Here is a 22,866-nt window from a genome sequence, read left to right on the forward strand (position 1 = left end):
GGCCCGCATCATTCCAGGCGGATGGCCATGTCGAAGATCCAGGTGCGGCGGATCTCGACGACGTCGTACTGGCGCGCCAGGGCCGGCGGAAAGGCGCCGTAGGGCGCCTGGCTGGCAATCACCTTGCGTACCGCCTCGTCGAGCGCGGGGACGCCGCTGGAAGTCACGAACGTGACCTTCTCGACGCTGCCGTCGGCGCGCACCGCCACCGTGACCACCGGGCTGACATGGCCTTGCCTGAGCGCGTCGCGGACGAGGTCGTAGGTCATGTTCAGTTCGATCTTGCGGCCCATGGCTTGCGCGTACTGGATCAGGTCGGCGTTCGGGTCGGCGCGCCCGAACAGCCAGCCGCGGCGCAGGCCGCTGCTGGTCGGCGCCCGGCTTTCCCTGTCGCGCTGGGCGGCTTCCTGGTCGAGCTGCCGGCCGATCGCGCGCAGCCGCTCTTCGCGTTTTGCTTCCTGTTCGGCGCGCTCCCGCCGGGCCAGCTCGCGCTTGTCTGCTTCCTGCCTTGCCTGTTCCTGGCGTGCCTGTTCCTGGCGTGCCTGCTCCTGCCTGGCCTGTTCCTGCCTCGCCTGTTCCTGCCTGGCCTGCTCCTGCCTGGCCTGTTCGCGCCGCTGGACTTCCTGACGCTCGCCCTCCAGCCGCGCGGCCTCGGCACGCTCGCGTTCCCGGCGCGCAGCGTCTTCCCTGGCCTGTTCCGCCAGCCGCGATTGTTCCAGCCGCAGGGCTTCCTGGCGCTCCGCCTCACGCTGGGCTTGCCGGGCCTGCTCGATACGGGCCGCTTCCTGTCGTGCTGCTTCCTGTCGTGCCGCCTCCTGTGCCGCCAGTTGGGCCCGGCGCGCCTGCTCCTGCCGCATTGCTTCCTGCCGCATTGCTTCCTGCCGCATTGCTTCCTGCCTCATTGCTTCCTGCCGAATTTCTTCCTGCCGCAAGCTCTCCTGCCGGGCGAGCGCCAGCCGCTCCGCCTCGGCGCGTGCCGCTTCCCGCTGCGCGCGCTGTTCCGCTGCCAGCACGCGCTCGCGCGCATCCTGCTCGATGCGCGACTGCGCCGCTTCGTCGCGCCTGACCGCTGCGGTGTCCGCCCCGGGCGCCGTCACCACGACCTTTGCGCGGGGTTCCGGCGCGGGCATGGCCAGCACAGCGGCAGCAGCTTCGGTGGTAGGTGTCGCCGGTGCCGATGGCCGTTCAGGTGCAGGTGCGGGTGCGGGTGCGGGTGCGGGTGCGGGCGGCGTCGACGGCGCCGCTGCCGGGGCATCGGCAAGCACGACGCGCAGGTCGTAGTCGGCCAGGCGTCTTTCCTCCCACGGGAAGCGCAGGCCGGGCAGCCCGAGCGCGTCGCCGCCGACGCTCAGGCTCAGCAGCAAGGCATGCACCAGCATGGACACCAGTACCGCGATGCGCAGGCGCCATGGAAAACGCGGTGGCTGCCAGGCCGTTCCCGAATCTACATATCCTTCATGCAAACACGCGTCGGCGCCGCGCAATGCCGCATGGCTTGCTGGCTGAGCGAGAAGGAGCGGAGCGGGCATAGGATGAGGACGGAGCTTGCCATTGATGCAAGGAATCTGCCGATGCTATCACAACAAGGATGACTGATCAGCTGATGCCGGGCTGGATGGAAATAATTGGTGGATATGCGACGCACCCCGTTCGCTATACTTGCGCGGATATGGCCCGTTCCCTGCTCCCTCCTGCCCCTCCGCTTGTTGCCGGCAGCAATAACCGGCGCCTGGCGGTCCTCCTTGCCACCGTGCTGGTCCACGCCGCGCTGATCCTGGGCTGGCAACTGGCGCGCACGACCCCGCCCGGGCCGGCGGAGCCGGAAGGACCGCGCATGCAATGGCTGCGTTTGCCGGCGCCGCAGGTAAAGCCGGCGCCCGTCGCACCCGCAGTCGATGCGGGCCCGCCTTCCCGTAGGGCAACGGCGCGCTCCACGCGGCCGGCGCTTCCGGCGTCCCGCCCCGCCCCCGTCCCGGCCCAGGCCGATCGGGCGCCTGCCGCCGCAGAGCCCGCGCCGGCTGCGGCGCCTGCCGCCGCGACGCCGCCCCGGCCAAGCGCCGCCGACATCGTGGCAAATGCGCGGCGCAGCGCGGCCGGCATCGACCGCGCACTGCGCAAGCAAGGCAAGCCCCTCATCGTGGTCCCGCCGGACAGTCCGCAACTACGCATGCGCGCGGGCATGGAGCAGGCCCACGCCATGGCGCCGCCGGGCCTGTTCGAAGCGCCCAAGGTCGAGGAACTGGTGAACAACACCGGCGACGGCGCGCGCCGCACCCGCGTCATTACCGGCAACGGCACCTATTGCGTCACCGAACGCTCGCCCGCCACCAACGTCGAGATGATCGAAATGCACGGCAAGATCCGGCTGACCAGCTGCCCTGGGCCCGAGACGCCTGCCAAGCCGCAGGAATGGCGCACCGCGCGCGATTAGGGCCCGACTGAATACATGCTCGCGACAAGGACCTTCTTGTCATGGGGTGGTCGGCTCCGGCAAGCGATATCACTGCGCCTGTGCCTGTCGGACGCGCGGTCGGCGCAGCCGACCACCCTGCGGACAATCGCTTTGCCGTGCCCGGCATTCGTCAGGCAGGCCCTGGCGCGGATCGCGGAACTGCTGACACGCGGCGCAGTCATACCCAAAGCCGCGCCCTGCCATCGGCGGTGCCGCCGCCAGCGGCGTGGGCAAGTTTTTTTGCGTTCTTTATGGATCACACTATCCGTTGACTGACGCGCTGTCTGGAATGCAAGGCCATGAAATCCAAGCAAACCGTGACGATGCCCGAAGAGGCCAGCTATCGAACGTTCTGCCCGGTCCGTGCCAGCCTCTATCTCGCCGCGATCCTGCTGTTCTGCCTGAACCACTGGATCAACCGCTACTTCGGCAGGCCGGATATCGACCAGATCGCCTATCACCTGCAGTTCGGCACGCAAGGGCTGGAAGACTCCGACCCTGCCATCATCCAGCGTTTCGTCAACTGGGGCGTGCTGATTCCCCTGGTCCTCCTGGCAACGGTGCTGCTGACCGAGCGCTGGGCGATTCTCGCATGCCGCTACCGCAGCCTCCTGCGGGCCTGCCCGGTGTTGCCGAAGCTGGCGCTGCTGTCGGCGGTGCTGCTCTGGCTGGTGCAGCTGTCCGTGGTCGACTATCTCGTCTCGAGCATGGGGCCGGATTACTTTTCCAGGCATTACGTGAAGCCATCCACGGTTGCCGTGCACGGCAGCAAGCCGAAAAACCTCGTCCTGATCTATGTCGAGAGCCTGGAGGCCGGCTACAGCAACCGGAATGTTTTCGGGAGCAACCTGATCGCGCCCCTGACCGATCTCGAGGCCAGCAGTTTCCGCTCCTTCGTGCAGATGCCCGGCACCGGCTGGACGATCGCCGCCATCATTGCCACCCAGTGCGGGCTGCCGCTCAAGCGGATCACGATCTTCGACGAGAACACGCAGGGAGAACAGGTCCGGTCCTTCCTGCCGAACGCCACCTGTCTCGGCGATATCCTGGCCCGCCATGGCTACCGCAACGTGTTCATGGGCGGCGGTTCGCCCAGCTTCGCCGGCAAGGGACGCTTCCTGCGCGCCCACCACTACCACGAGGTGCTCGGCAAGGAAGACTGGCAAGCCCAGGGGGTGCAGGAACGCAGCATGAATGGCTGGGGATTGTTCGACGACGCCCTCTTCGAGCGCGCACGCCGCAAGCTCGGCCAGCTGCATGCGTCCGGCCAGCCGTTCAACCTGACGCTGCTGACGGTGGACACCCATGAACCGGCCGGCCATCTGTCGCCGGGCTGCGCACGGCGCGGCCACGCCGGCTTCACGGGCGTGATCCGCTGCAGCGCCGCCGAAGTGGCCGCATTCGTCGATTTCGTGCGCGAACGCGGCTACCTTGCCGACACCAATATCGTCATCCTGGGCGACCACAAGGCACGGCGCAATCCGCTGTCCGATGCGCTCGACCGCATGCCGGAGCGCCCGCTGTTCAACGCATTCATCGGCGCTGACCTGCCCTCCCGAAACCGCGAGCAACTGGTGCACTTCGACCTGCTGCCGACCATCCTCGAGTTCAGCGGCTTCACGGTGAGCGGCGGCAGGCTCGGTCTCGGCTACAGCGGCTTCAACCGGCACCGGGCCAGGCCGGGGCCGGGCTGGTTGGCGGAAATGCGCGCGTCCGTCCTCAACCGGTCCGAGGCCTACCGCTCCCTGTGGCTGGCGCCGCCCGCTACAGTCCGAGCTGCGCCAGGATCGCGTCCTTGATCGCCTGCAGTGCCGGCTGCGACACCTTGCGCGGATGCGCCTGCGCGATCGGGAACACCGACCGGATCGTGGTCGGGCGCTGCGACAGCACTACCACGCGGTCGGCCAGGTAGATCGCCTCTTCCACGTCGTGGGTGATCAGGATGACGGTGTGATTCTCTTCGCGCAGCACGCGCAGCAGCTCGTTGCGCATCTTCAGGGCCGTCAGCGCATCGAGCGCCGAGAACGGTTCGTCCATCAGCAGAATGTCGGGCTTGACCGCCAGCGCGCGCGCGATCTCGACGCGCTTGAGCATGCCGCCGCTGAGTTCGTGCGGATAGGATTTTTCGAAACCTTTCAGGCCCACCACCTCGGCGTAATGGTCGGCGGTGGCCGCCTTGACGGCCTCGTTTTTGCCGGACAGGCCGAACATCAGGTTCTCGCGCACCGTCAGCCACGGAAAGACCGAACCGTGCTGCGAAATGACGATCGCATTCGGCGACGGCCGCGTCACCGGAACGCCATCGATCGCGACCGTCCCGCTGTCCGGACGCTCGAAGCCGGACAGCAGCTTCATGAGGGTCGACTTGCCGCAGCCGGACGGACCGACGATGGCGATGAACTCGCCCGGCGCGACCTCCAGGTCGATGCCGCCGACCACCTGCAGCGACTTGAAGCCCTTGCGCAGCGAGCGGATTCCGATCTTCGCTTCGCCCCTGGCGTCCACCCTGGCGTTCAGTGCAGCGTTCACCTTAGCGTGCATAGCGCCACCTTACCTGCTTGAGGCCTTCGAGGCGGCGCATCAGGACGTCCAGCCCCAGGCCGATGAGACCGATGATGATCATGGCCGCCACCACCAGGTCGTAGCGGTTGCCGGCATTGCGCGCGTCCATGATCAGGAAGCCCAGGCCCGAGCTGCGCACGATCATCTCGGCGGCCACCACCACCAGCCAGGCCACGCCGAGCGCGATGCGCATGCCGGTCAGTACTTCGGGCAGCACCGCCGGCACGATCACCTGGCGGAACAGCTTGGCGCGCGGGACGCCGAAGTTCTCGGCGGCGCGCAGGTAGCGCGCATCGATCGCGTGCACGCCGGCCGAGGTCTGCACGATCAGCGGAAACACCGCGGCCAGGAAAATCAGGAACACCGGCGCCACGTCGCCCACGCCGAACCACAGGATCGCGATCGGGATCCAGGCGATCGGCGAGATCGGGCGCATGATCTGGAATACCGGGTTGAGGGTGCGGTAGGCGCCCTCCACGCGCCCCATCCACAGGCCGAGCGGCAGCGCCACCAGCAGCGCCAGCAGGAAGCCGGCAGCCACCCGCAGCAGCGAGGCCAGGATGTGCTCCCACAGCGTGCCGTCGGCCGCCAGCTCCAGCGCGCCGGCGGCGACCTGCTGCGGCGAGGGGAAGATCAGGCTGCCGCTGTGGACGATCGCCGCCCACCACAGCAGCACGATGGCGGCCAGCACCAGCAGCGGGGGCCAGATCCGGTTCAGTCTATCCATGATTTACGCATTGTCGTGTTTCAGGAGCGAGCGCAGGCGCCAGCCAAGTCGCGGCAGGCCGGCGGCGGGCGCCTCCTCGACCAGCACCGTCATCCTGCCGCTGGCGTGGGCGGTGCAGTCGAAGGGGTGTTCGCCGGCCTGGGCGAAGGGCAGGCGGAAATCCTGGCCGGGCATGATCAGGACCGGGCCGAACATCTGCGGCACCGTGTCGCTGTTGCGCAGCAGGAGCACGTCGCGCACGCCCAGGGTCAAGGTGACTTGCTCGGGCAGGATGCTGGCCTGGTCGCCTTTCATGCGGCGCTCCCAGGTGCCTTTCGGGATCTCGAACAGCTGGTCGCGCGTGCCTGCGCGCAGCGGCGCGAACGCGCCCCAGGCCAGCGCCGCCAGCAGCCCCGCCAGCAGCCCGGCAGCGACCACGACAAGGGTGCGCCGCTTCATCGTTCGGCCGCCAGCACGTTCACGTCGTGCACCATCTCGTCGAACGGGCGGCCGAAGGGCATCAGGGCGCGCAGCATGCCCTTTTTGTCGATCAGATACAGGTAGGACGAGTGGCCCATCTGGTAGCCTTGCCGGCCCGCCGGCGCGGGGAACTTCGTCGCCGTGATGCCGTAGTCCTTGCGGATCGCCGCCATCTGCTCCGGGGTGCCGGTCAGGCCGACGAAGCTGTTGTCGAACTGCGCCAGGTAAGACTTCAGGCGGGCCGGCGTATCGCGTTCCGGGTCGACCGAGATGAACACCACCTGCAGCCGGTCGGCCCGGGCGCCCAGCTCCCGGCGCGCCTGCGCCAGCATGGCCAGCGAGGCCGGACACACGGCCGCGCAATGGGTGAAGCCAAACTCCAGCACCACCACCTTGCCGCGCAGCGCGGACAAGCGGAAAGCGCTGCCGTCGGCGGCCTGCTGCGCGATCTCGGGCGCCATGCGCGCCGGCGAGAAGCTGCCGGACTTCAGTAGCGGCGCGGCCTGCCCTGCCAGCGCGGCGCACAGCAGCAGGGCTGCCAGCAATGCGCGCTTCATAATGCCACCCTGACGGGCCGGATGTTCTTCACGAAGCTCTCGTCCACGTACTGCTCGTAGCGCACCGGGCGCTTGAGCGTGCCCGCCCCCACCGACAAGCGCATCAGTTCGTCGAACTCGGCGCGCAGCATGCGCAGGTCGCCGTAGGTGACGCGGTCGGCCGGATTCTGCATGACGAAGCGGATGATGTTCGGGTCCTGGTTGAAGAACTTGCGGTTCGCCGCGATCAGGGCCGCCTTGTCGCGATTGCCTGGCGAGGCATCGAGCCAGTCGCCGGCGGCCTGCACGTAATTAACCAGTTCCTGCACCAGCGGGCGATTGGTGTCGATCAGTTCCTGGCGCACGGTCAGCACGCAGCAGATGTAATTCGGCCATTCCTTGTTCGTCATCGACAGCGGACGCGCATATCCGGCGCGCTGGGCCGCGGCCCCGAAGGGTTCGCCGGTGCAGTAGCCGTCCACCGCCCTGGCGTAGAGCGCGGCCGGCATGTCCGGCGGCGCCATTTCGACGAGCTCGATATCCTTGGCGGACATGCCTTCGCGCGCCAGCATCTTGCGCAGGAACAGGTAGTCGACCGCGAAGCGGCTCGGGATGGCGATGCTCTTGCCGCGCAGGTCGGCAAACTTGCGGTACGGCGAATCGGTGCGCACCATGATCACCGCCCCGGAGCGGTGCCCGAGCGAGACGATCTTCAGCGGAATGCGCCAGTCGCTCAGGTCCATGACCAGCGGCGCCAGCATGTAGGCGGCCTGGATGCGCCCGGTCATCAGGGATTCCTTGATCTCCGGCCAGCCCGAGAACTTGTTGTATTCGAATGCGGTGAAGGGCGCATCCGGCTTGCCGTCGGCCGCGGCCCTGGCCTTGCAGGCGATCGGCAGCGTCAGGTTGCAGGTGACCGGGAGGCCGCCCACCTGCAGCGGCCGGGAGGGCGCGACGGCAGCCTGCGCGGCGCCGCCCATGCCGGCCAGCGGCAGGGCCAGTGCGCCACCGAGCAGCTGGCGCCGGCGCGGGGAATGCTCGTACATGGAAACGCTTCCAAAACCGTGGGGTGGGCCAATTCTAGCACCCTATTGATACAGATCAACCCATCGGCAAGCCTATATGTCGAGGTGCGAGATCAGGAGCCTGCGCTGCGCGTCACCCTCCCCCGCTTCGCCATGGCCGTTCTGCGTGCCCAGCGAAATCCCGACCGACATGATGTCGATCAGGAGCAGTTGCAGGATGCGCGAGATCATCGACAGGAAAGTCGTGCTGTCCTCGCTGTGGTCGACCGCCAGGCAGACGGTGGATTTCTTGGCGAGCTGCGACTTGCTGCTGGTGATGGCGATGACGTCGGCCCCGGCGGCCCGCGCGATATCGACCGCTTCCAGCAGCTCCGGCAGCTGGCCGGCGGTGGAGATCGCGATCACCACGTCGCCCGGTCCCAGCAGGCCGGCGGCCAGCGTGAACAGGTGCGAGTCGCCGTACAGCGCGGCCGGAATGCGGAAGCGGAAGAACTTGTGCTGGCCGTCCAGCGCCACCGCGCGCGCATTGCCCATCGCGTAGAACTCGACGCGGCGCGCGCGCCGCAGCAGCTCGATGGCGCGGTCGATCGCGTGCACGTCGAGCTGGTCGCGGAATTTCAGGATCGCCGACACGGTGTTGTCGATGACCTTGGCCGACAGGTCGTGGGTGCTGTCGCTCATGCGCACCTGGCTGTGGCGCACCGGAATGGTGCCGGTCAGGCTGCCGGCGAACTTGAGCTTGAATTCGGCCAGCCCCTGGAAGCCGAGCGAGCGGCAGAAACGGATCACGGTCGGCTGGCTCACGTCGGCCAGGCGCGCGATCTCGGCGATCGGCTCGGACAGCACCTTGCGCGGATGCTCCAGCACCAGGGCGGCGACGCGCTGCTCGGCCGGCGAGAGTTCGTGGCGCAATTGCTGCACCCGGTCCATCAGGGTATTCGCGCCGCTGCGGCCGCGCAGGTGTTCCGACAGGATGCGCGAGACGCCATGCAGCGCCGGGTTGGGCGTCATGATGACGTAGGTCGGGATCTGGGCGATGTACTCGGTGAAGCGCCCTTTCGCTTCGAAACGCGCGCGAAACGGCGACTGGGCGAACCACTCGGCGATGCGCGGCACGATGCCGCCGCCGATGAAGATGCCGCCGAAGGCGCCCAGCGTCACCGCCAGGTTGGCCGCGGCGCCGCCCAGCATGCCGGCGAAGGTTTCCAGCACCTCCAGGCACAGCGCGTCGTGCTGGTCGAGCGCGCCGCTGACGATGTCGGCGGTGCTGCGCTCCGGCGCCTGCACGCCGTTGCGCCTGGCCAGCGCGCGGTAGATCAGTTCGATGCCGGGGCCGGAGATCAGGCGCTCGTTCGACACGTGCGGCCATTCCTGCCAGGCGTACTGCAGGATCGCGAACTCGCGTTCGTCGGCCGGAGCGAAGTTGACGTGGCCGCCCTCGCTGCCCAGCGTCACGAAACCGTCGATGGTCGGGATCACGCCCGACACGCCCAGGCCGGTGCCCGGGCCGAGCACGCCGGCCACCGCGTGGCTTTGCGGCGCGCCGCCGCCCACCTGCAGCAGGTCTTTCGGCGCGAAGCCCGGCAGCGCCATCGCCAGCGCCGTGAAGTCGTTGACGATCAGGAGCGTCGACAGGCCGAGCGTGCGGCGCACCTCGTCGGTCGAGAACTCCCAGTCGCGGTTGGTCATGCGGATGTAGTCGCCGCTGATCGGGTTGGCCAGCGCGAAAGCGGCGTGGTTGATGCGCACCCCATTGCCCTGCACCTGGGCCTGGGCCAGGTAGGCATGCAGCAGCGGCACGATGCCGCCGTAGTCGTCGCAGCGCAGCACCGACACCTGGCGCAGCACGCCGGGCGCGGTCTCGAGGCCGAAGCGCGCATGGGTGGCGCCGATGTCGGCGAGCAGGCGCGGACCGTCGGCGAATGCGGCGCGGGAGGGTTTCTGGTCGGTTTCTGGTTCAACAGTCATTGCGATCGGGTCTGGGCGGGACGCCTGTCCCGGATCGCGCTAGGATACCATTGAACGATTGGCAAGAATACGGCAAAGCCGTTGGTAGGGTGGCAGGGCAACAGCCTCGGCGGACTGGCAGGCGCGGACGGCGAAGCCGTCCGCGCTACGACAAGCAATGCAAACCCGGCGCAGGGTTCAGTCCAGCGCGATCAGGGCTGCCGGCGCCGCCACCCCGAAGTTCACCTTGCCGTCAGTCACGACGGCGCGCTTGCCCGTGTACCAGTCGTGCACGGTCTGGCCGTCGGTGAACACGCCGGCCACCGTGACCGGCACCGCCTTGTCCTTGGGCAGGTCGAGCGCGACCACCACGCGGTCGCTGCGCTTGCCTTCCTTGCCTTCCTGCTGCCAGGTGCGCTTGAAGGTGTAGGGGCTCGACGCCAGCATCTGGTGCACGCCCGCCCCTACCGCCGGGTGGGCGGCGCGGAAGCGGCCCAGCTTGGCCCAGTGCTCGCGCACCTCGGCCACGCGGTGGATGCCGCGCTGCGCGTTCGACGCCAGTTCGTCCCAGTTCATGAAGGAGCGCAGCTTGGCATCGCCTTCGGCGCCGTCGATGTTGAGCAGGCGCGCGGTCTCGTCGCCGTAGTAGATCTGGGCCGCGCCCGGCGCCAGCAGCAGCTTGTTGGCCGACTCGATCGGACGCTGGCGGGCCGGGTCGAAGGGGCTGCCGTCGTCGTGCGAGCTGATGTAGTTCAGCACCGAGTAGCCCTTCATCGGTCCATGCAGGGCCTTCGAGTAGTCCGAGAACAGCTTTTCGTACGGCTGGGCCGCGTCCGACTTCATGTCGAAGTTGATCATGCTGTCGAAGCCGTTGGCGAGCCAGTCGACCTTGACGTTGCCGCCCATGTCGAAGCTGTGGCCGTGGTCGATCGAGTAGCCGTAGACTTCCGAGGTCATGAAGAACGGCAGGTCGCCCAGGCGCCTGGACGGGTTGGCGCGCTTCCACTCCTCATAGGCCAGGCTGGCTTCCTGCTTGAGGTCCTTCCACACGTCCGGCTCGGTATGCTTGACGGTGTCGGCGCGGAAGCCGTCCACGCCGTACTTGCGCACCCAGTCGGTGTGCCACTTGACGAGGTAGTAGCGCGGCGCGCGCGGATAGCCGGTGCGCGCGAAGAAGGCGTCCAGCTCCTTCATTTCGCGCTCGTAGCGGCCTTCCTTCTTCCACTTGGCCACCAGCGCCGGCGGCAGGGCCACATTTTTCTTGCTGTCGGTCCGGAAGTCCGGCAGGTTGTCCACCAGCGTGCAGTCGACCGTGGTCGGCACGTCCTTGTAGGCGCACTTCGGCGCCGTGCGTACCCAGTCCTTGGGCCAGACCGGATCCTGCGGGGTCACCGGGCCGGTGTGGTTCATCACCACGTCGAGGATCACGCGGATGCCCTTGGCGTGCGCGGCTTCGACGAAATTGCGGAAGTCCCGCTCCGTACCCAGGTTGGCGTCGACCGTGGTGAAATCCCTGGCCCAGTAGCCGTGGAAGCCGTACGACTTGCCGGTGCCTTCGTCGGTCGATCCGTGGATCTGCTCGACCGGCGGCGTGAGCCAGATGGCGGTCACGCCCAGGTCGGTGAAGTAGCCGTCCTTGATCCTGGCCGTGATGCCGGCCAGGTCGCCGCCCATGAAACCGCGCAGCTTGGCGGCATCCATCTTGCGGCCGTAGGCCAGGTCGTTCGTCTTGTCGCCGTTGTTGAAGCGGTCCGTCAGCAGGAAGTAGACGGTGGCGTTCTCCCAGACGAAAGGCTTGGCCGCCGGGTTGCTGGCGGCGGCAGCCTGTGCGCCGGCGTGGCAGAAGGATGTGCAAACCGAGGCCAGCAGCATGGAGGCGGCAAGGACGGGAAGTTTCATGCGGGTTCCTGTGTGGTGGGTGAATGGGTCTAGGTAATCACGGTCGGGGTGTCGCGGCCGGTGCGCCGGCGCAGTTCGGCCACGCTGTCGGCGATGGCGATCAGTTCGGACAAGGCCTGCTGGGTGTCGAGATCGTGGCGCGCCGGGTCGGCCTCGAAGCGTTCGAGGTAGAGGCGGATGGTCGCGCCTTCGGTGCCGGTGCCGGACAGGCGGAACACGATGCGCGAGCCATCCACCATGATGAGGCGGATGCCCTGGCGCGTCGCCACCGAGCCGTCGACCGGGTCGTTGTAGACGAAGTCGTCGGCCTCCGCCACGCGGAAGCTTCCCAGCCGCCGGCCGGCCAGGTCGGGCAGCCTGGCGCGCAGGGCCGACATCAAGGCGTCGGCGGCGCCGGCGTCGACCGCTTCGTAGTCGTGGCGCGAATAGTAGTTGCGGCCGAAGCGCGCCCAGTGTTCGCGCACGATCTGGTCCACGGACGCCGTGCCCGACCGGGCGCGCGCCGCCAGCAGGTTCAGCCAGAACAGCACGGCCCACAGGCCGTCCTTCTCGCGGATGTGGCTCGAACCGGTGCCGTAGCTCTCCTCGCCGCACAGCGTCGCCAGGTTGGCGTCCATCAGGTTGCCGAAGTATTTCCAGCCGGTCGGGGTCTCGAAACAGGTGATGCCCAGGCTTTCCGCCACGCGGTCGGCCGCCTGCGAGGTGGGCATCGAACGCGCGATGCCGCTGATGCCCCCGGCGTAGCCCGGCGCCACGGTGGCGTTGGCGGCAATGATGGCCAGGCTGTCCGAAGGCGTCACCGCCAGGCCGCGGCCGACGATCATGTTGCGGTCGCCGTCGCCGTCCGAGGCCGCGCCGAAGTCCGGCGCATCGGGCCCGTTCATGTGGGCGATCAGGTCGGCCGCGTTGACCGGGTTCGGGTCCGGATGGCCGCCGCCGAAGTCTTCCAGCGGCTCGCCATTGACCACCGTGCCCGCCGGGGCGCCCAGCAGGCCCTCGATGATGGCCTTGGCATACGGCCCGGACACCGCGTGCATGGCGTCGAAACGCATGCGCAAGCCGCTGGCGAACAGCGCGCGGATGGCGTCGAAGTCGAACAGGCGCGCCATCAGCTCGCTGTAGTCGGCGACCGGGTCGATCACCTCGACCGCCATGTTCTCGATCCGGGTCTGGCCGAGCCGGTCGAGGTCGACGGGGCCGGCATCGCTGGTGTGGTAGGCGTCCAGGGCCAGGGTATTGGCGAAGATCGCCTCGGTGAGCTTCTCCGGGGCCGGGCCGCCGTTCTCGATGTTGTACTTGATGCCGAAGTCGCCCTCCGGCCCGCCCGGGTTGTGGCTGGCCGAGAGCACGATGCCGCCGAACGCCGCGTGCTTGCGGATCACGCAGCTGACCGCCGGCGTGGAGAGAATGCCGCCGCGTCCGACCAGGCAGCGCGCCACGCCATGGGCGGCGGCCATGCGCAGGATGGTCTGGATCGCTTCGCGGTTGAAATAGCGGCCGTCACCGCCGACGACCAGGGTGCGGCCTTCGCCCTTGCCCAGGGTGAGGAAGATCGCTTCGACAAAATTCTCGAGGTAGCCGGGCTGCTGGAACTCCCTCACCTTCTTGCGCAGGCCCGAGGTGCCGGGCCGCTGTCCGGCGAACGGCGTGGTCGGGACGATCTGGATGGTCATGCTTCGCTCCTGTCGTAATAACGTCGTGCAACATCGGTCAATGTTAGTAAAACGTTACGATACGACAGGCGCGAATTCACTGTCGCGCGAGGCCTAGACGGCCGCCTTGACGGGCGCGGCGCGGTCCGTCACGAACAGGGTCAGCACCGCCGCCATCAGCATCGAGGCGCCGCCGAGCGCCACGGTCATGACGGTATGGCCGCCGAAGAAGTGCGTGGTCACGCCGCCCAGCAGCAGGCCGCTGCAGATCTGCGGGATCACGACGAAGAAGTTGAACAGGCCCATGAAGTAGCCCATGCGCTTGGCCGGCAGCGAGCCCGCCAGGATCGCGTAGGGCATGGTCAGGATCGAGGCCCAGGCCAGGCCGACGCCGATCATCGGCAGCAGCAGCATGTTGCGCTCGGTGATCAGGGCAATGCTGGCCAGGCTCAGGCCGCCGATCGCCAGGCAGCAGGCATGCACGGTCTTGCGCGAGGTGGCGCGCGCGAAGATCGGCAGGATGAACGCGGCCAGCGCCGAGACGCCGCTGTAGACCGCGAACATGATGCCCACGAAGCTGCCGGCGGCCTGGAAGGCCGACGATTGGGCGTCGACGGTGCCGTAGACCTTGTCGGCGATCGCCGAGCCGGTGTAGATCCACATCGCGAACAGTGCGATCCAGGTGAAGAACTGCACGAAGGCCAGTTGCACCATGGTCTTCGGCATCTTGGCGAAGCCGCCGAAGATCTCGGAGATGGCCACGCCCAGGCTGCGCGCATGCTGGCGCTCCCGGTTGAAGGCCTCCATGTCGGCGGGCGGCAGTTCGTCGGCGGTGAGCACGGTCCAGAGCACGGCCAGGAAGAAGATCGCGCCGCCGGCGTAGAAGGAGTAGCGCACGGTGTCGGGAATGGTGCCGCCCAACGCTTCGTTCGAGACGCCCATGCTCTCGAAGAACCAGGGCAGCAGCGAAGCGATCACGGCCCCGCAACCGATGAAGAAGGTCTGCATGGCATAGCCCGCGGTCTGCTGCGAGGCGTCCAGCTTGTCGCCCACGAAGGCGCGGAACGGCTCCATCGAGACGTTGATGGCCGCATCCATCAGCCACAGCACGGCCACCGCCATCCAGAGCGCGCTGGAGTTCGGCATCAGGAACAGGGCGATCGCGGCCAGCACCGCGCCGATGAAGAAGAAGGGACGGCGGCGTCCCCACTTCGGATGCCAGGTGTTATCGCTGAGGTAACCGATCACCGGCTGCACCAGCAGGCCGGTCACCGGCGCCGCAAGCCAGAACAGGGGCAGGTTGTCGGGGTTGGCGCCGAGCGTCGAGAAGATGCGGCTGGTGTTGGCATTTTGCAGCGCGAAGCCGAACTGGATGCCGAAGAAGCCGAAGCTCATGTTCCAGAGCTGCCAGAACGACAGGCGCGGCTTGAGCACGCCGGTTTGCATATCCATGTGTGTCCCCAAAATGGCCCGGACCTGGCGGGCTCTCGTGTGATGCAGGCAGCACAGATGCGGCTGACCTACCGTAGCTGTAGCAAAATAACATGGCGGTTTCGGAGTGTCAATCGAAGAGCTCTCATAGTAGAATCCCCACAACAGAGTGGCCTAACAGCGTAGCTCTGTAGTCAAACAACAAAATAACCGCGCACGGAGACCCCCGTATGTCAGCATGTCGCACCCTCGCCATTTCCCTCCTGCTGAGCGCCGCGCTCGGCGTCCCGGCCCAGGCTGCCGACAAGCCGGCCGACGGCGCGAAAGCCTCCACCGCCTTGCCCGGCGTGCGTCTGCTGGGCGCTCCGCTGGACATGCCGGGGCTGGCGCGCAAGCGCCAGCTGCGCCTGTACCTGCCGCCCGGCTATGCGACATCGAACAAGCGCTATCCGGTGCTCTACATGCACGACGGCCAGAACCTGTTTGACGCCGCGACCGCGTATGCGGGCGAGTGGAAGGTGGACGAGACGCTCGACGCGCTGGCCAGGGAAGGCAAGCTGGAACTGATCGTGGTCGGCATCGACAACGGCCAGGAGAAACGCATGACGGAGCTCAACGCCTGGGACAACGAGAAGTTTGGCAAGGGCGAAGGCCGCGCCTACACCGACTTCATCGTCAAGACCGTCAAGCCGATGATCGACCGGACCTACCGCACGCTGCCCGGCCGCGAACACACCGCGATCATGGGCAGCTCGATGGGCGGCCTGGCCTCGCACTACGCGCTGGTGCAGTACCCGGACGTGTTCAGCAAGGCCGGCGTGTTCTCGCCGGCCTACTGGACGGCGGCGCCGGCGTTCGACTTCGTGGCCGCCAGGCCGGTGCCGACCGACGCGCGCGTGTTCCTCCTGATGGGCGAGAAGGAAGGACCGCAGATGAATGCGGACGTCCAGCGCATGGCGGAAACGGTGAAGAAGACCGGGCATCCGGCGACGAACACGGTACTGAAGATCGTGCCGGGGGCGGAGCACAACGAAGCCTTCTGGGCGGGGGAATTGCGTGAGGCGCTGTTGTGGATGTTTGCGCCGGATAAGTCGTAATACCCAGGGTGGTCGGTCGAGCCGACCGCGCGTTCAGCTAAACCTTGATGAGTCGCGTCGCGTTTTCATTGCTGTGATTTGAACGCGTGGTCGGCAGAGCCGACCACGCTATGGTATACCTCAGCCTTTACGGTGCGGCTTCTTGCCGCCCTTCTCGGCCATGCGGCGATCGGCGCCCGGCTTGGCGAAGCTCTTCTTCTTCGGCGCCGTGACGATCGGCGCTTCGAGGCCGTCACGGGTCATGTTGAGCTGCTGTCCGGCCACCCACACGGCCTTCAGGTGGTCGACCAGGTCTTGCGGCATGTCGTCCGGCAGGTCGATGGTGCTGTAGTCGTCGTAGATCTCGATGCGGCCCATGTACTTGGCCGGCATGTTGGCCTCGTTGGCGATGGCGCCGACGATGTTGCCCGGCTTGACGCCGTGCTGGTGGCCGACCTCGATGCGGAAGGTCGCCATGCCCGGTTCGGCCTCGCGCAGCACGCGTTCCTTCTTGAATGCCGGCTCGCGCGGTTCACGCGGCGGACGCGCCGGGCGGTCTTCCCAGCCGCCGGCCTCGCGCGGTGCGACATCATTGCGGAACTGCTCGGGTTTCACCTCGCGGTCCGGCTTGTCCAGCAGCAGCGGCTGGTCGCCGCGCGCCAGCTTGGCCAGCGCGGCGGCGATGTCGACCGCCGGCACGTTCTGTTCGCGCTCGTAGTCTTCGATCAGCGAACGGAACACCTCCAGCCCGCCCTCGGCCAGGGTGGCCGCGATCTGTTCCTTGAATTTCGCGATACGGACCTCGTTCACCGCCTTCACGGTCGGCAGCTGCAGCGGCGCCACCGGCTGGCGGGTGGCGCGCTCGATGGCCTTGAGCAGGCCACGCTCGCGCGGCGTGATGAACAGGATCGCATCGCCGCTGCGGCCGGCGCGGCCGGTGCGGCCGATGCGGTGGGTGTAGCTTTCCGGGTCGGACGGCACGTCGTAGTTGATCACGTGGCTGATGCGCTCGACGTCGAGGCCGCGCGCGGCGACGTCGGTCGCCACCAGAATGTCGATCTTGCCGTTCTTGAGCTGTTCGATGGTGCGCTCGCGGGCCTGCTGGGCCATGTCGCCATTGATGGCGACCGCGGCGAAGCCGCGCGCCTGCAGCTTGGTGGCCAGTTCTTCGGTGCCGAGCTTGGTGCGCGCGAAGATGATCATGCCGTCGAAAGGCTCCGCTTCCAGGATGCGGGTCAGCGCATCGAGCTTCTGCATGCCGGCCACCAGCCAGTAACGCTGGGTGATGTTCTCGGCGGTGCCGGTCTTGGCGGCGACCGTGATTTCCTGCGGGTCGCGCAGGTAGGTCTTGGCGATGCGCTTGATCGCCGGCGGCATGGTGGCCGAGAACAGCGTGGTCTGGCGCGATTCCGGCGTCTGCTGCAGGATGTGCTCGACGTCGTCGATGAAGCCCATGCGCAGCATCTCGTCCGCTTCGTCCAGCACCAGGGTCTTGAGCATCGACAGGTCGAGCGAGCCTTTCTCGATGTGGTCGATCACGCGGCCCGGCGTTGCCACCACCACGTGCACCCCGCGGCGCAGCGCCGACAGTTGCGGGCCGTAGCTCTGGCCGCCGTAGATCGGCAGCACGTGGAAGCCCTTGATGTGGGCGGCATAGCTCTGGAAGGCTTCGGCCACCTGGATCGCCAGTTCGCGCGTCGGCGCCAGCACCAGCGCCTGCGGCGTGGCCTGCTTGACGTCGATGCGCGACAGGATCGGCAGGGCGAAGGCGGCGGTCTTGCCGGTGCCGGTCTGGGCCTGCCCGAGCACGTCACGGTTGGCCAGCAGCAGCGGAATGGTCGCGGCCTGGATCGGCGACGGCGTTTCGTAGCCGACTTCTTTCAGCGCCTTGAGTACGGGGGCGGAGAGGTTCAGGTCGGCAAACGTCGGGAGGGGGGTGTCGGACATGGAAAAACTTTCAAAGTGGGTACTGAATGCAAAACCAAGCGCCAGTTTACTCCCTCGGCCAGGGAGGGCGGGCACTTTTTGGAACAGGGCTGTTTTTTACCATATGGTAAAAAAAACAGCCCCATGCGCCTTCACGCATGGGGCTGCGCATGATACAGGTTCGTGCTACATCTTTTTAGCCGCGCACATTTTCGCGATGTAGTCGTTGTGCGAAGGCATGACATCGACGCACTTGGCGATCACCTCGCGCACGCTGGCCAGGTATTCGGCGATGTCCTCGTCGGACTGGGCGTCGGCCAGCGGGTGATAGCCGTCGATCGGCATGTTCTGCCCTTCGAATACCTGGATCCAGCCGACTTCCGAGAACAGTTCGTTGTCCACGCGCACCACGCGTCCATGCGCGCGGTACAGCGCCATCTTGTGGCGCAGGGTTTCCGGAATGGCCATGTTGGCGCACTCGGTCCAGTAGGCCGAATCGGTGCGCTGGTTCAGGTGGTAGTGCAGGATGATGAAATCGCGCACGCGTTCGTAATCGAAGCGCGACTGGCGATTGTACTCGTCGCGGTCGACCGCGCTCCAGCCGCGGTCCGGGAAGAAGTCGAGCAGGCGCTGGATGCCGGACTGGATCAGGTGGATGCTGGTCGATTCGAGCGGCTCCAGGAAGCCGCTGGCCAGGCCCAGGGCCACCACGTTGCGGTTCCAGGCCAGCTTGCGCATGCCGGTCTGGAACTTGACCAGGCGCGGCTCGGCCAATGCCTTGCCGTCCAGGTTGGCCAGCAGGGTCGCTGCCGCTTCGTCGTCGCTGATGAAGCGGCTGCTGTAGACGTGGCCATTGCCGGTGCGGTGCTGCAGCGGAATGCGCCACTGCCAGCCCGACTTGTGCGCCGTGGCGCGGGTGTAGGGTGTGAGCGCCGGCGCCGATTCGCAAGGCACGGCCAGCGCGCGGTCGGCCGGCAGCCAGCCGGTCCAGTCCTCGAAGCCGGTGTGCAGGGTCTGTTCGATGAGCAGGCCGCGAAAGCCCGAGCAGTCGATGAACAGCTCCCCTTCCACGCGGGTGCCGTTCTCCAGCTCGACCGCGTCGATGTGGCCGTCCGGTTCGCGCTGGGTGGCGCGCGTGATCTTGCCTTCGATGCGCACCACGCCGCGGCTTTCGGCCAGCTTGCGCAGGTATTTCGCATACAGGCCGGCGTCGAAGTGGTAGGCGTAGGCGATGTCGCGCAGCGGCGAATTGGCGACGTCGAAGCGCGGCGGCATGAACTTGTTGGCCTTGGCGGCCATGCGCGTGATCGAGTATTCCTCGAGCGGCGCGGCCTTGCCGGCGCGGCGCATCTTCTGCCAGTACTGGTCGAACGGAAGCGTGGCCAGGTCCTGCCCGAGGCGCCCGAAGCCGTGCATGTAGCGTTCGCCGGGCTTGCCCCAGTTGACGAACTCGATCCCCAGCTTGAAGCTGCCCTGGGTCTCGCGCATGAATTCGTTCTCGTCGATGCCGATGATGCGGTTGAAGCGCTGGATCATCGGAATGGTCGCCTCGCCGACGCCGACGATGCCGATCTCGTCGGACTCGACGAGGCGGATGTTGTAGCGGCCGTTGAGGAGGGTCGACAGCGCCGCCGCGGTCATCCAGCCGGCGGTACCGCCGCCGACGATGACGATGTCCTTGATTGGTTCAGTGTTCATGTCTGTGCTCCAGGATTTGCAGGGTGGCCGGCTGTGCCGACCGCGCGTCCGACGCCCGGCCAGGACATCACGGAGCTGGCCGGCGCTGGACGCCCTACGAAAAACAACCCCTGCACGCATGAAGCCTGCAGGGGTTGTTACTGTACCGCAATTCAGCTCAGCTTAGAACTTGTAGCTGGCGCCGAAGTGGTAGGTACGGCCGTAGTCCACGCGGTTCGACGGGTTGTTCTCGTCGTCGGTGAACTCCAGGAACGGTGCGTTGTTCCAGTTCTGCGCCTGGGCATACAGGCTCACGCCCTTCAGCCAGCCCGACTGGATCTCGTACGAGGCCTGCAGGTCGACGATGGTCTCGCCCTTGATGAAGGTGAGCTGCTGGTTGTCCTGGAAGTCCGAGACCTGGCCCAGGAAGCTCGAGCGCTTGCGCGCCGCGGCGGCGATCTGGAAGCCGTTCTTCTCGTAGTACAGGCGCAGGTTGGTCACCTTGCGCGACAGGCCCGGCAGCGGAATGTTCAGCGGATCGCCATTCACGTTCGGGAAGCCGCTTTCCGGCAGGGTCACGTTGCTCTTGGTATCCGAGTGGTTGACCATCACGCCGAAGCCGTCCAGGTACTGGCTGACCATCGAGAACGGTACGTTCACGGCCAGTTCGTAGCCCTTGATCGCGCCACCGTCGCCATTGATCGGCTGGGTGAACAGGCCCTGGGTCGAGCCGGCGTACGGACCGGTCAGCGGCAGCGGGGTGGTCGGCGTGATGTACGGCGCGTAGTCGAACATGCGCGGCACGCGGATGATGTAGCTGTCGAGCTTCTTGTAGAAGACGGCGGCGCTGATGTAGCCCTTGTTGCCGAAGTACTTCTCATACGACAGGTCGAAGGACTTGGCGCGGAACGGCTCGAGCTGCGGATTGCCGCCCGAACCGGTCAGGATCGACACGCCCTGCCCCGCCAGGCCGAAGTTCTGGCCGGCGCGCAGGTCGTCCAGGTTGGCGCGCGAGACGACCTTGGCCAGGCCCACGCGCACCTTCTGCTCGTCCTTCAGGTCGAAGGACAGGTTCAGGCTCGGCAGGACATCCCAGTAGCTGCTGCCTTCCACGACGCGCTGCGCCGGGCAGGTGTCGGCGGTGTTGCCGACGCAGCGGGCCTTGTCGATCACGTAGCCGCCGCCGGTCTGGTTGGTGTGGATCGCCTGCAGGCCAACGTTGCCGCGGTAGGACAGGCCGAACATCTCGCCTTCCAGGTCGCCCATGGCGTAGACGGTGTTGATGCGCTCCTGGACGTCCCAGTACTTGTTGTAGATGTCGGCGTCGACCTTCGGCGCCAGCTCATAGACCGTGCCGAGCGAGCCGCGCGGATCCCAGGAAGCAACCTGGAAGCCCGAGGCGCCGGCCATGGCCACCTCGCTGCCCGGCATGTCGACGGCTGCGTACGGGCCGTTGCCGCCCTTGATCACCAGGCGGCCTTCGTCGCCGGTGCGCGACTTGTCGCGCGAGGTGTGGTTGAAGCCGAAGCTGGAACCGATCAGCGGGCCGAACTCGAGGGCGCGCTTGGCGGTCAGGCGCACCGCCTTGACCTGGTCTTCCACATATGGCTGCGCCAGGTAGCCTGCCTGCGGCGAGGCTTCGCCGCCGGACCAGCCCATGACGTCGGTCAGGCGCGCGACGCTGCGGTCGGCGTAGTTGCTGCCCGGGGTGTACTTCACTTCGGTGACGTTGCCGCCGTCGAAGTTCGAATACTGCAGGGTGTCCTGGGCGCGGCCCGGGATGCCGGCGGTGGTCTCGTAGCGCGAGCCCAGCTTGGTGGCCTTCGACCAGGTCAGGTCGGCCGCGGTGGTCCAGTCGGCGATCTTCAGCTCGGTGTTCCAGCCGATGGTCTTGAGGTCGTCTTCCGCGCCCTCGTAGTGGTTACGGACCACGCCCTTCCAGTTGCTGATGGTGCCGCTGGTGGCGACGCCGTTCGACACGGTGGCGGTGCTGAGCACGTGCGGCAGCTCATACTTGCCGCCGCCGTTGTAGGCGACGCCGCCTTCGAAGCCGGTCTTCTTCAGGCCGGTTTCGCCGGCCGAGTAGAACAGGTCGACGGTCGACTTGAAGTTGCGGTTCGGACGGAACTGCAGCGAGGCGAAGGCGCCATCGCGGTTGTGCGAGCTGACTTCGGTGTCATAACCGAAGCCGCCCGGGGTCTTGACCTGGGTGCCGTTGTAATCCATGGTCGCGGTGCCCCAGGAATTGAACTTCGACTGGCCGCCGCCCATTTCCTCGTAGCGGGTGAAGCCCATCGCGACGCCGATGGTGCGGTTCGCGAACTGGTCGATGTACGACAGGGTGTAGCGCTCGCCGTCGCCTTCCGGCAGGCCGTCGCGCTGCTTCACGCCGAGGCGGCTCTTCTTGTAGCTGACCGCCACGGTGCGCTTGCCGAAGTCCAGCGGCTGCACGGTGCGCAGGTCGATGGTCGAGGCCAGGCCCTGGCCGACGACGCTGGCGTCCGGGGTCTTGTAGATGACGATGGAACCCATCAGTTCGGCCGGGAACAGGTCGAACTCAGGCGAACGGGCGTTGCCGGTCGAGGCCATTTCGCGGCCGTTCAGCAGGGTGCCGTTGAAGCTCGGCGACAGGCCGCGCACCGAGATGTCCGCCGCCTTGCCCGAGCTGCGGCCGCGCTGGGCCGACACGCCCGGCAGGCGCGAGATCGATTCGGCCACGCTCTGGTCGGGCAGCTTGCCGATGTCTTCGGCCGAGATGGCTTCGACGATCGAGCTGGAATTCTTCTTGATCGAGATCGCCGCTTCGATACCGCGGCGGATACCGGTCACCTGGACGGTGGCCACGCCCGGCTTGACGACGGCGGTCGCGCCCGGCGGGGTCGGTTCGGCGGCGGCGGCGGCCTGCTCGGCGGAATTCGGCGCGGTCGCCACGCTCGAAGTCGCGCTCGTGGTGGTGGTGGTGTTGTCCTGTGCGGTCGCTTGCGCGTAAGCGCTACCCGCGAAGACGGACAGGAAGACTGCGCAGCCGGCAGCGACCGGGCTCAGCTGGAAAGAAAGGCGAACCGGCTCTGCGGTGCGCTTGGTTGCGAAGATACTCATTTGTCCCCTCAATAAAGACCAATAATTTTTTTCCCGAAACTACAGCGCAACAGGCAGCAGCACGGCAGCCTCAAGCAAACGCTCTCGAACGTTCTGTCAAGGATTCTGTAGCAAAACTAGATGCACTGTCAACGGGAGTTGCTTGCTACTACGATAATGGCATGTTTTTCGCGGATTCGTTAGGCGAGCACGTGTTTTTCGTTGTATTCGAGCTACAAAACCATGTACAGATGGCTGTAGTCGGACTACAAACGCGCTTTTTACATGCATTGGTGACTAGCAATGCACCAACTTAGTGCAGCCCTCGCGGCAGAAGCCGTCTTGGACGCATTAAATTGGCGGCTGGAAATGAAAATTTACTACAGAAAAGCTGTACTTTGACTAGATGGCAGCGCTGC

The 22,866-nt window shown here is 66.8% G+C and carries 16 protein-coding genes; 3 read left to right on the top strand and 13 right to left on the bottom strand.

From position 1 onward, the window contains the following. Positions 1–8 precede the first annotated feature (8 nt). Positions 9–1,385, bottom strand: a complete 1,377-nt coding sequence (locus IM543_19795; protein ID QOY93758.1) for a TonB C-terminal domain-containing protein — start codon at positions 1,383–1,385, stop codon at positions 9–11. A gap of 284 nt (positions 1,386–1,669) precedes the next feature. Between IM543_19795 and IM543_19800 the strand changes: the two genes are divergently transcribed. Further along, positions 1,670–2,431, top strand: coding sequence for a hypothetical protein (locus IM543_19800; protein QOY93759.1), 762 nt, complete (start codon positions 1,670–1,672; stop codon positions 2,429–2,431). 320 nt (positions 2,432–2,751) lie between these two features. Continuing rightward, positions 2,752–4,251, top strand: a complete 1,500-nt coding sequence (locus IM543_19805; GenBank protein ID QOY93760.1) for a sulfatase-like hydrolase/transferase — start codon at positions 2,752–2,754, stop codon at positions 4,249–4,251. Here IM543_19805 and IM543_19810 read toward each other — a convergent pair. The 9 genes from IM543_19810 to IM543_19850 form a co-directional block, all read right to left on the bottom strand. Next, positions 4,217–4,957 (bottom strand): ABC transporter ATP-binding protein, encoded by a 741-nt coding sequence (locus tag IM543_19810; protein QOY96771.1) that lies wholly within the window; start codon positions 4,955–4,957, stop codon positions 4,217–4,219. The genes IM543_19805 and IM543_19810 overlap by 35 nt on opposite strands. Before the next feature lie 25 nt (positions 4,958–4,982). After that, the gene (locus IM543_19815) at positions 4,983–5,741 is read right to left on the bottom strand and encodes an ABC transporter permease (protein QOY93761.1); all 759 of its coding nucleotides are present in this window, start codon (positions 5,739–5,741) and stop codon (positions 4,983–4,985) included. Positions 5,742–5,744: 3 nt separating this feature from the next. Next, positions 5,745–6,119, bottom strand: a complete 375-nt coding sequence (locus IM543_19820) for a hypothetical protein (protein ID QOY96772.1) — start codon at positions 6,117–6,119, stop codon at positions 5,745–5,747. 56 nt (positions 6,120–6,175) lie between these two features. Then, entirely contained in the window at positions 6,176–6,757 is a 582-nt protein-coding gene (locus tag IM543_19825; protein ID QOY93762.1) for an SCO family protein, read from the bottom strand. Further along, the gene (locus IM543_19830) at positions 6,754–7,782 is read right to left on the bottom strand and encodes an ABC transporter substrate-binding protein (protein ID QOY93763.1); all 1,029 of its coding nucleotides are present in this window, start codon (positions 7,780–7,782) and stop codon (positions 6,754–6,756) included. The genes IM543_19825 and IM543_19830 overlap by 4 nt, the downstream gene beginning before the upstream one ends. A 72-nt stretch (positions 7,783–7,854) precedes the next feature. Then, complete coding sequence (locus tag IM543_19835) at positions 7,855–9,729, bottom strand: glucokinase (GenBank protein ID QOY93764.1); 1,875 nt, start codon at positions 9,727–9,729, stop codon at positions 7,855–7,857. 177 nt (positions 9,730–9,906) lie between these two features. Continuing rightward, positions 9,907–11,607, bottom strand: a complete 1,701-nt coding sequence (locus IM543_19840) for an alpha-amylase (protein ID QOY93765.1) — start codon at positions 11,605–11,607, stop codon at positions 9,907–9,909. Positions 11,608–11,636: 29 nt separating this feature from the next. Continuing rightward, positions 11,637–13,280, bottom strand: coding sequence for an alpha-D-glucose phosphate-specific phosphoglucomutase (locus tag IM543_19845; GenBank protein QOY93766.1), 1,644 nt, complete (start codon positions 13,278–13,280; stop codon positions 11,637–11,639). Between the two features lie 93 nt (positions 13,281–13,373). Beyond that, positions 13,374–14,711, bottom strand: a complete 1,338-nt coding sequence (locus tag IM543_19850) for an MFS transporter (protein ID QOY93767.1) — start codon at positions 14,709–14,711, stop codon at positions 13,374–13,376. A gap of 209 nt (positions 14,712–14,920) precedes the next feature. Here IM543_19850 and IM543_19855 point away from each other — a divergent pair, with 209 nt between their 5' ends. Beyond that, on the top strand, positions 14,921–15,787 hold the full coding sequence (locus tag IM543_19855; GenBank protein ID QOY93768.1) for an alpha/beta hydrolase: 867 nt from the start codon (positions 14,921–14,923) through the stop codon (positions 15,785–15,787). A 120-nt stretch (positions 15,788–15,907) separates the two neighbouring features. Here the strand turns inward: IM543_19855 and IM543_19860 are convergent, their stop codons facing one another. The 3 genes from IM543_19860 to IM543_19870 form a co-directional block, all read right to left on the bottom strand. Next, a complete protein-coding gene (locus IM543_19860; protein QOY93769.1) occupies positions 15,908–17,713 on the bottom strand; it encodes a DEAD/DEAH box helicase in 1,806 nt (601 codons plus the stop codon). Between the two features lie 165 nt (positions 17,714–17,878). Next, on the bottom strand, positions 17,879–19,390 hold the full coding sequence (locus tag IM543_19865) for a tryptophan 7-halogenase (protein ID QOY93770.1): 1,512 nt from the start codon (positions 19,388–19,390) through the stop codon (positions 17,879–17,881). Positions 19,391–19,552: 162 nt separating this feature from the next. Continuing rightward, on the bottom strand, positions 19,553–22,468 hold the full coding sequence (locus tag IM543_19870; GenBank protein QOY93771.1) for a TonB-dependent receptor: 2,916 nt from the start codon (positions 22,466–22,468) through the stop codon (positions 19,553–19,555). Positions 22,469–22,866 lie beyond the last annotated feature (398 nt).

This window comes from Massilia sp. UMI-21 (genome assembly GCA_015277795.1).
Taxonomy (GTDB): Bacteria; Pseudomonadota; Gammaproteobacteria; order Burkholderiales; family Burkholderiaceae_D; genus Telluria.

Excerpts from the sequence above, each read along its gene's own strand:
- IM543_19805 (QOY93760.1), top strand. The coding sequence starts at position 2,752 with ATGAAATCCAAGCAAACCGTGACGATGCCCGAAGAGGCCAGCTATCGA.
- IM543_19840 (QOY93765.1), bottom strand. The coding sequence starts at position 11,607 with ATGAAACTTCCCGTCCTTGCCGCCTCCATGCTGCTGGCCTCGGTTTGC.
- IM543_19845 (QOY93766.1), bottom strand. The coding sequence starts at position 13,280 with ATGACCATCCAGATCGTCCCGACCACGCCGTTCGCCGGACAGCGGCCC.
- IM543_19835 (QOY93764.1), bottom strand. The coding sequence starts at position 9,729 with ATGACTGTTGAACCAGAAACCGACCAGAAACCCTCCCGCGCCGCATTC.
- IM543_19830 (QOY93763.1), bottom strand. The coding sequence starts at position 7,782 with ATGTACGAGCATTCCCCGCGCCGGCGCCAGCTGCTCGGTGGCGCACTG.
- IM543_19850 (QOY93767.1), bottom strand. The coding sequence starts at position 14,711 with ATGGATATGCAAACCGGCGTGCTCAAGCCGCGCCTGTCGTTCTGGCAG.
- IM543_19855 (QOY93768.1), top strand. The coding sequence starts at position 14,921 with ATGTCAGCATGTCGCACCCTCGCCATTTCCCTCCTGCTGAGCGCCGCG.
- IM543_19800 (QOY93759.1), top strand. The coding sequence starts at position 1,670 with ATGGCCCGTTCCCTGCTCCCTCCTGCCCCTCCGCTTGTTGCCGGCAGC.
- IM543_19815 (QOY93761.1), bottom strand. The coding sequence starts at position 5,741 with ATGGATAGACTGAACCGGATCTGGCCCCCGCTGCTGGTGCTGGCCGCC.
- IM543_19825 (QOY93762.1), bottom strand. The coding sequence starts at position 6,757 with ATGAAGCGCGCATTGCTGGCAGCCCTGCTGCTGTGCGCCGCGCTGGCA.
- IM543_19870 (QOY93771.1), bottom strand. The coding sequence starts at position 22,468 with ATGAGTATCTTCGCAACCAAGCGCACCGCAGAGCCGGTTCGCCTTTCT.
- IM543_19865 (QOY93770.1), bottom strand. The coding sequence starts at position 19,390 with ATGAACACTGAACCAATCAAGGACATCGTCATCGTCGGCGGCGGTACC.
- IM543_19860 (QOY93769.1), bottom strand. The coding sequence starts at position 17,713 with ATGTCCGACACCCCCCTCCCGACGTTTGCCGACCTGAACCTCTCCGCC.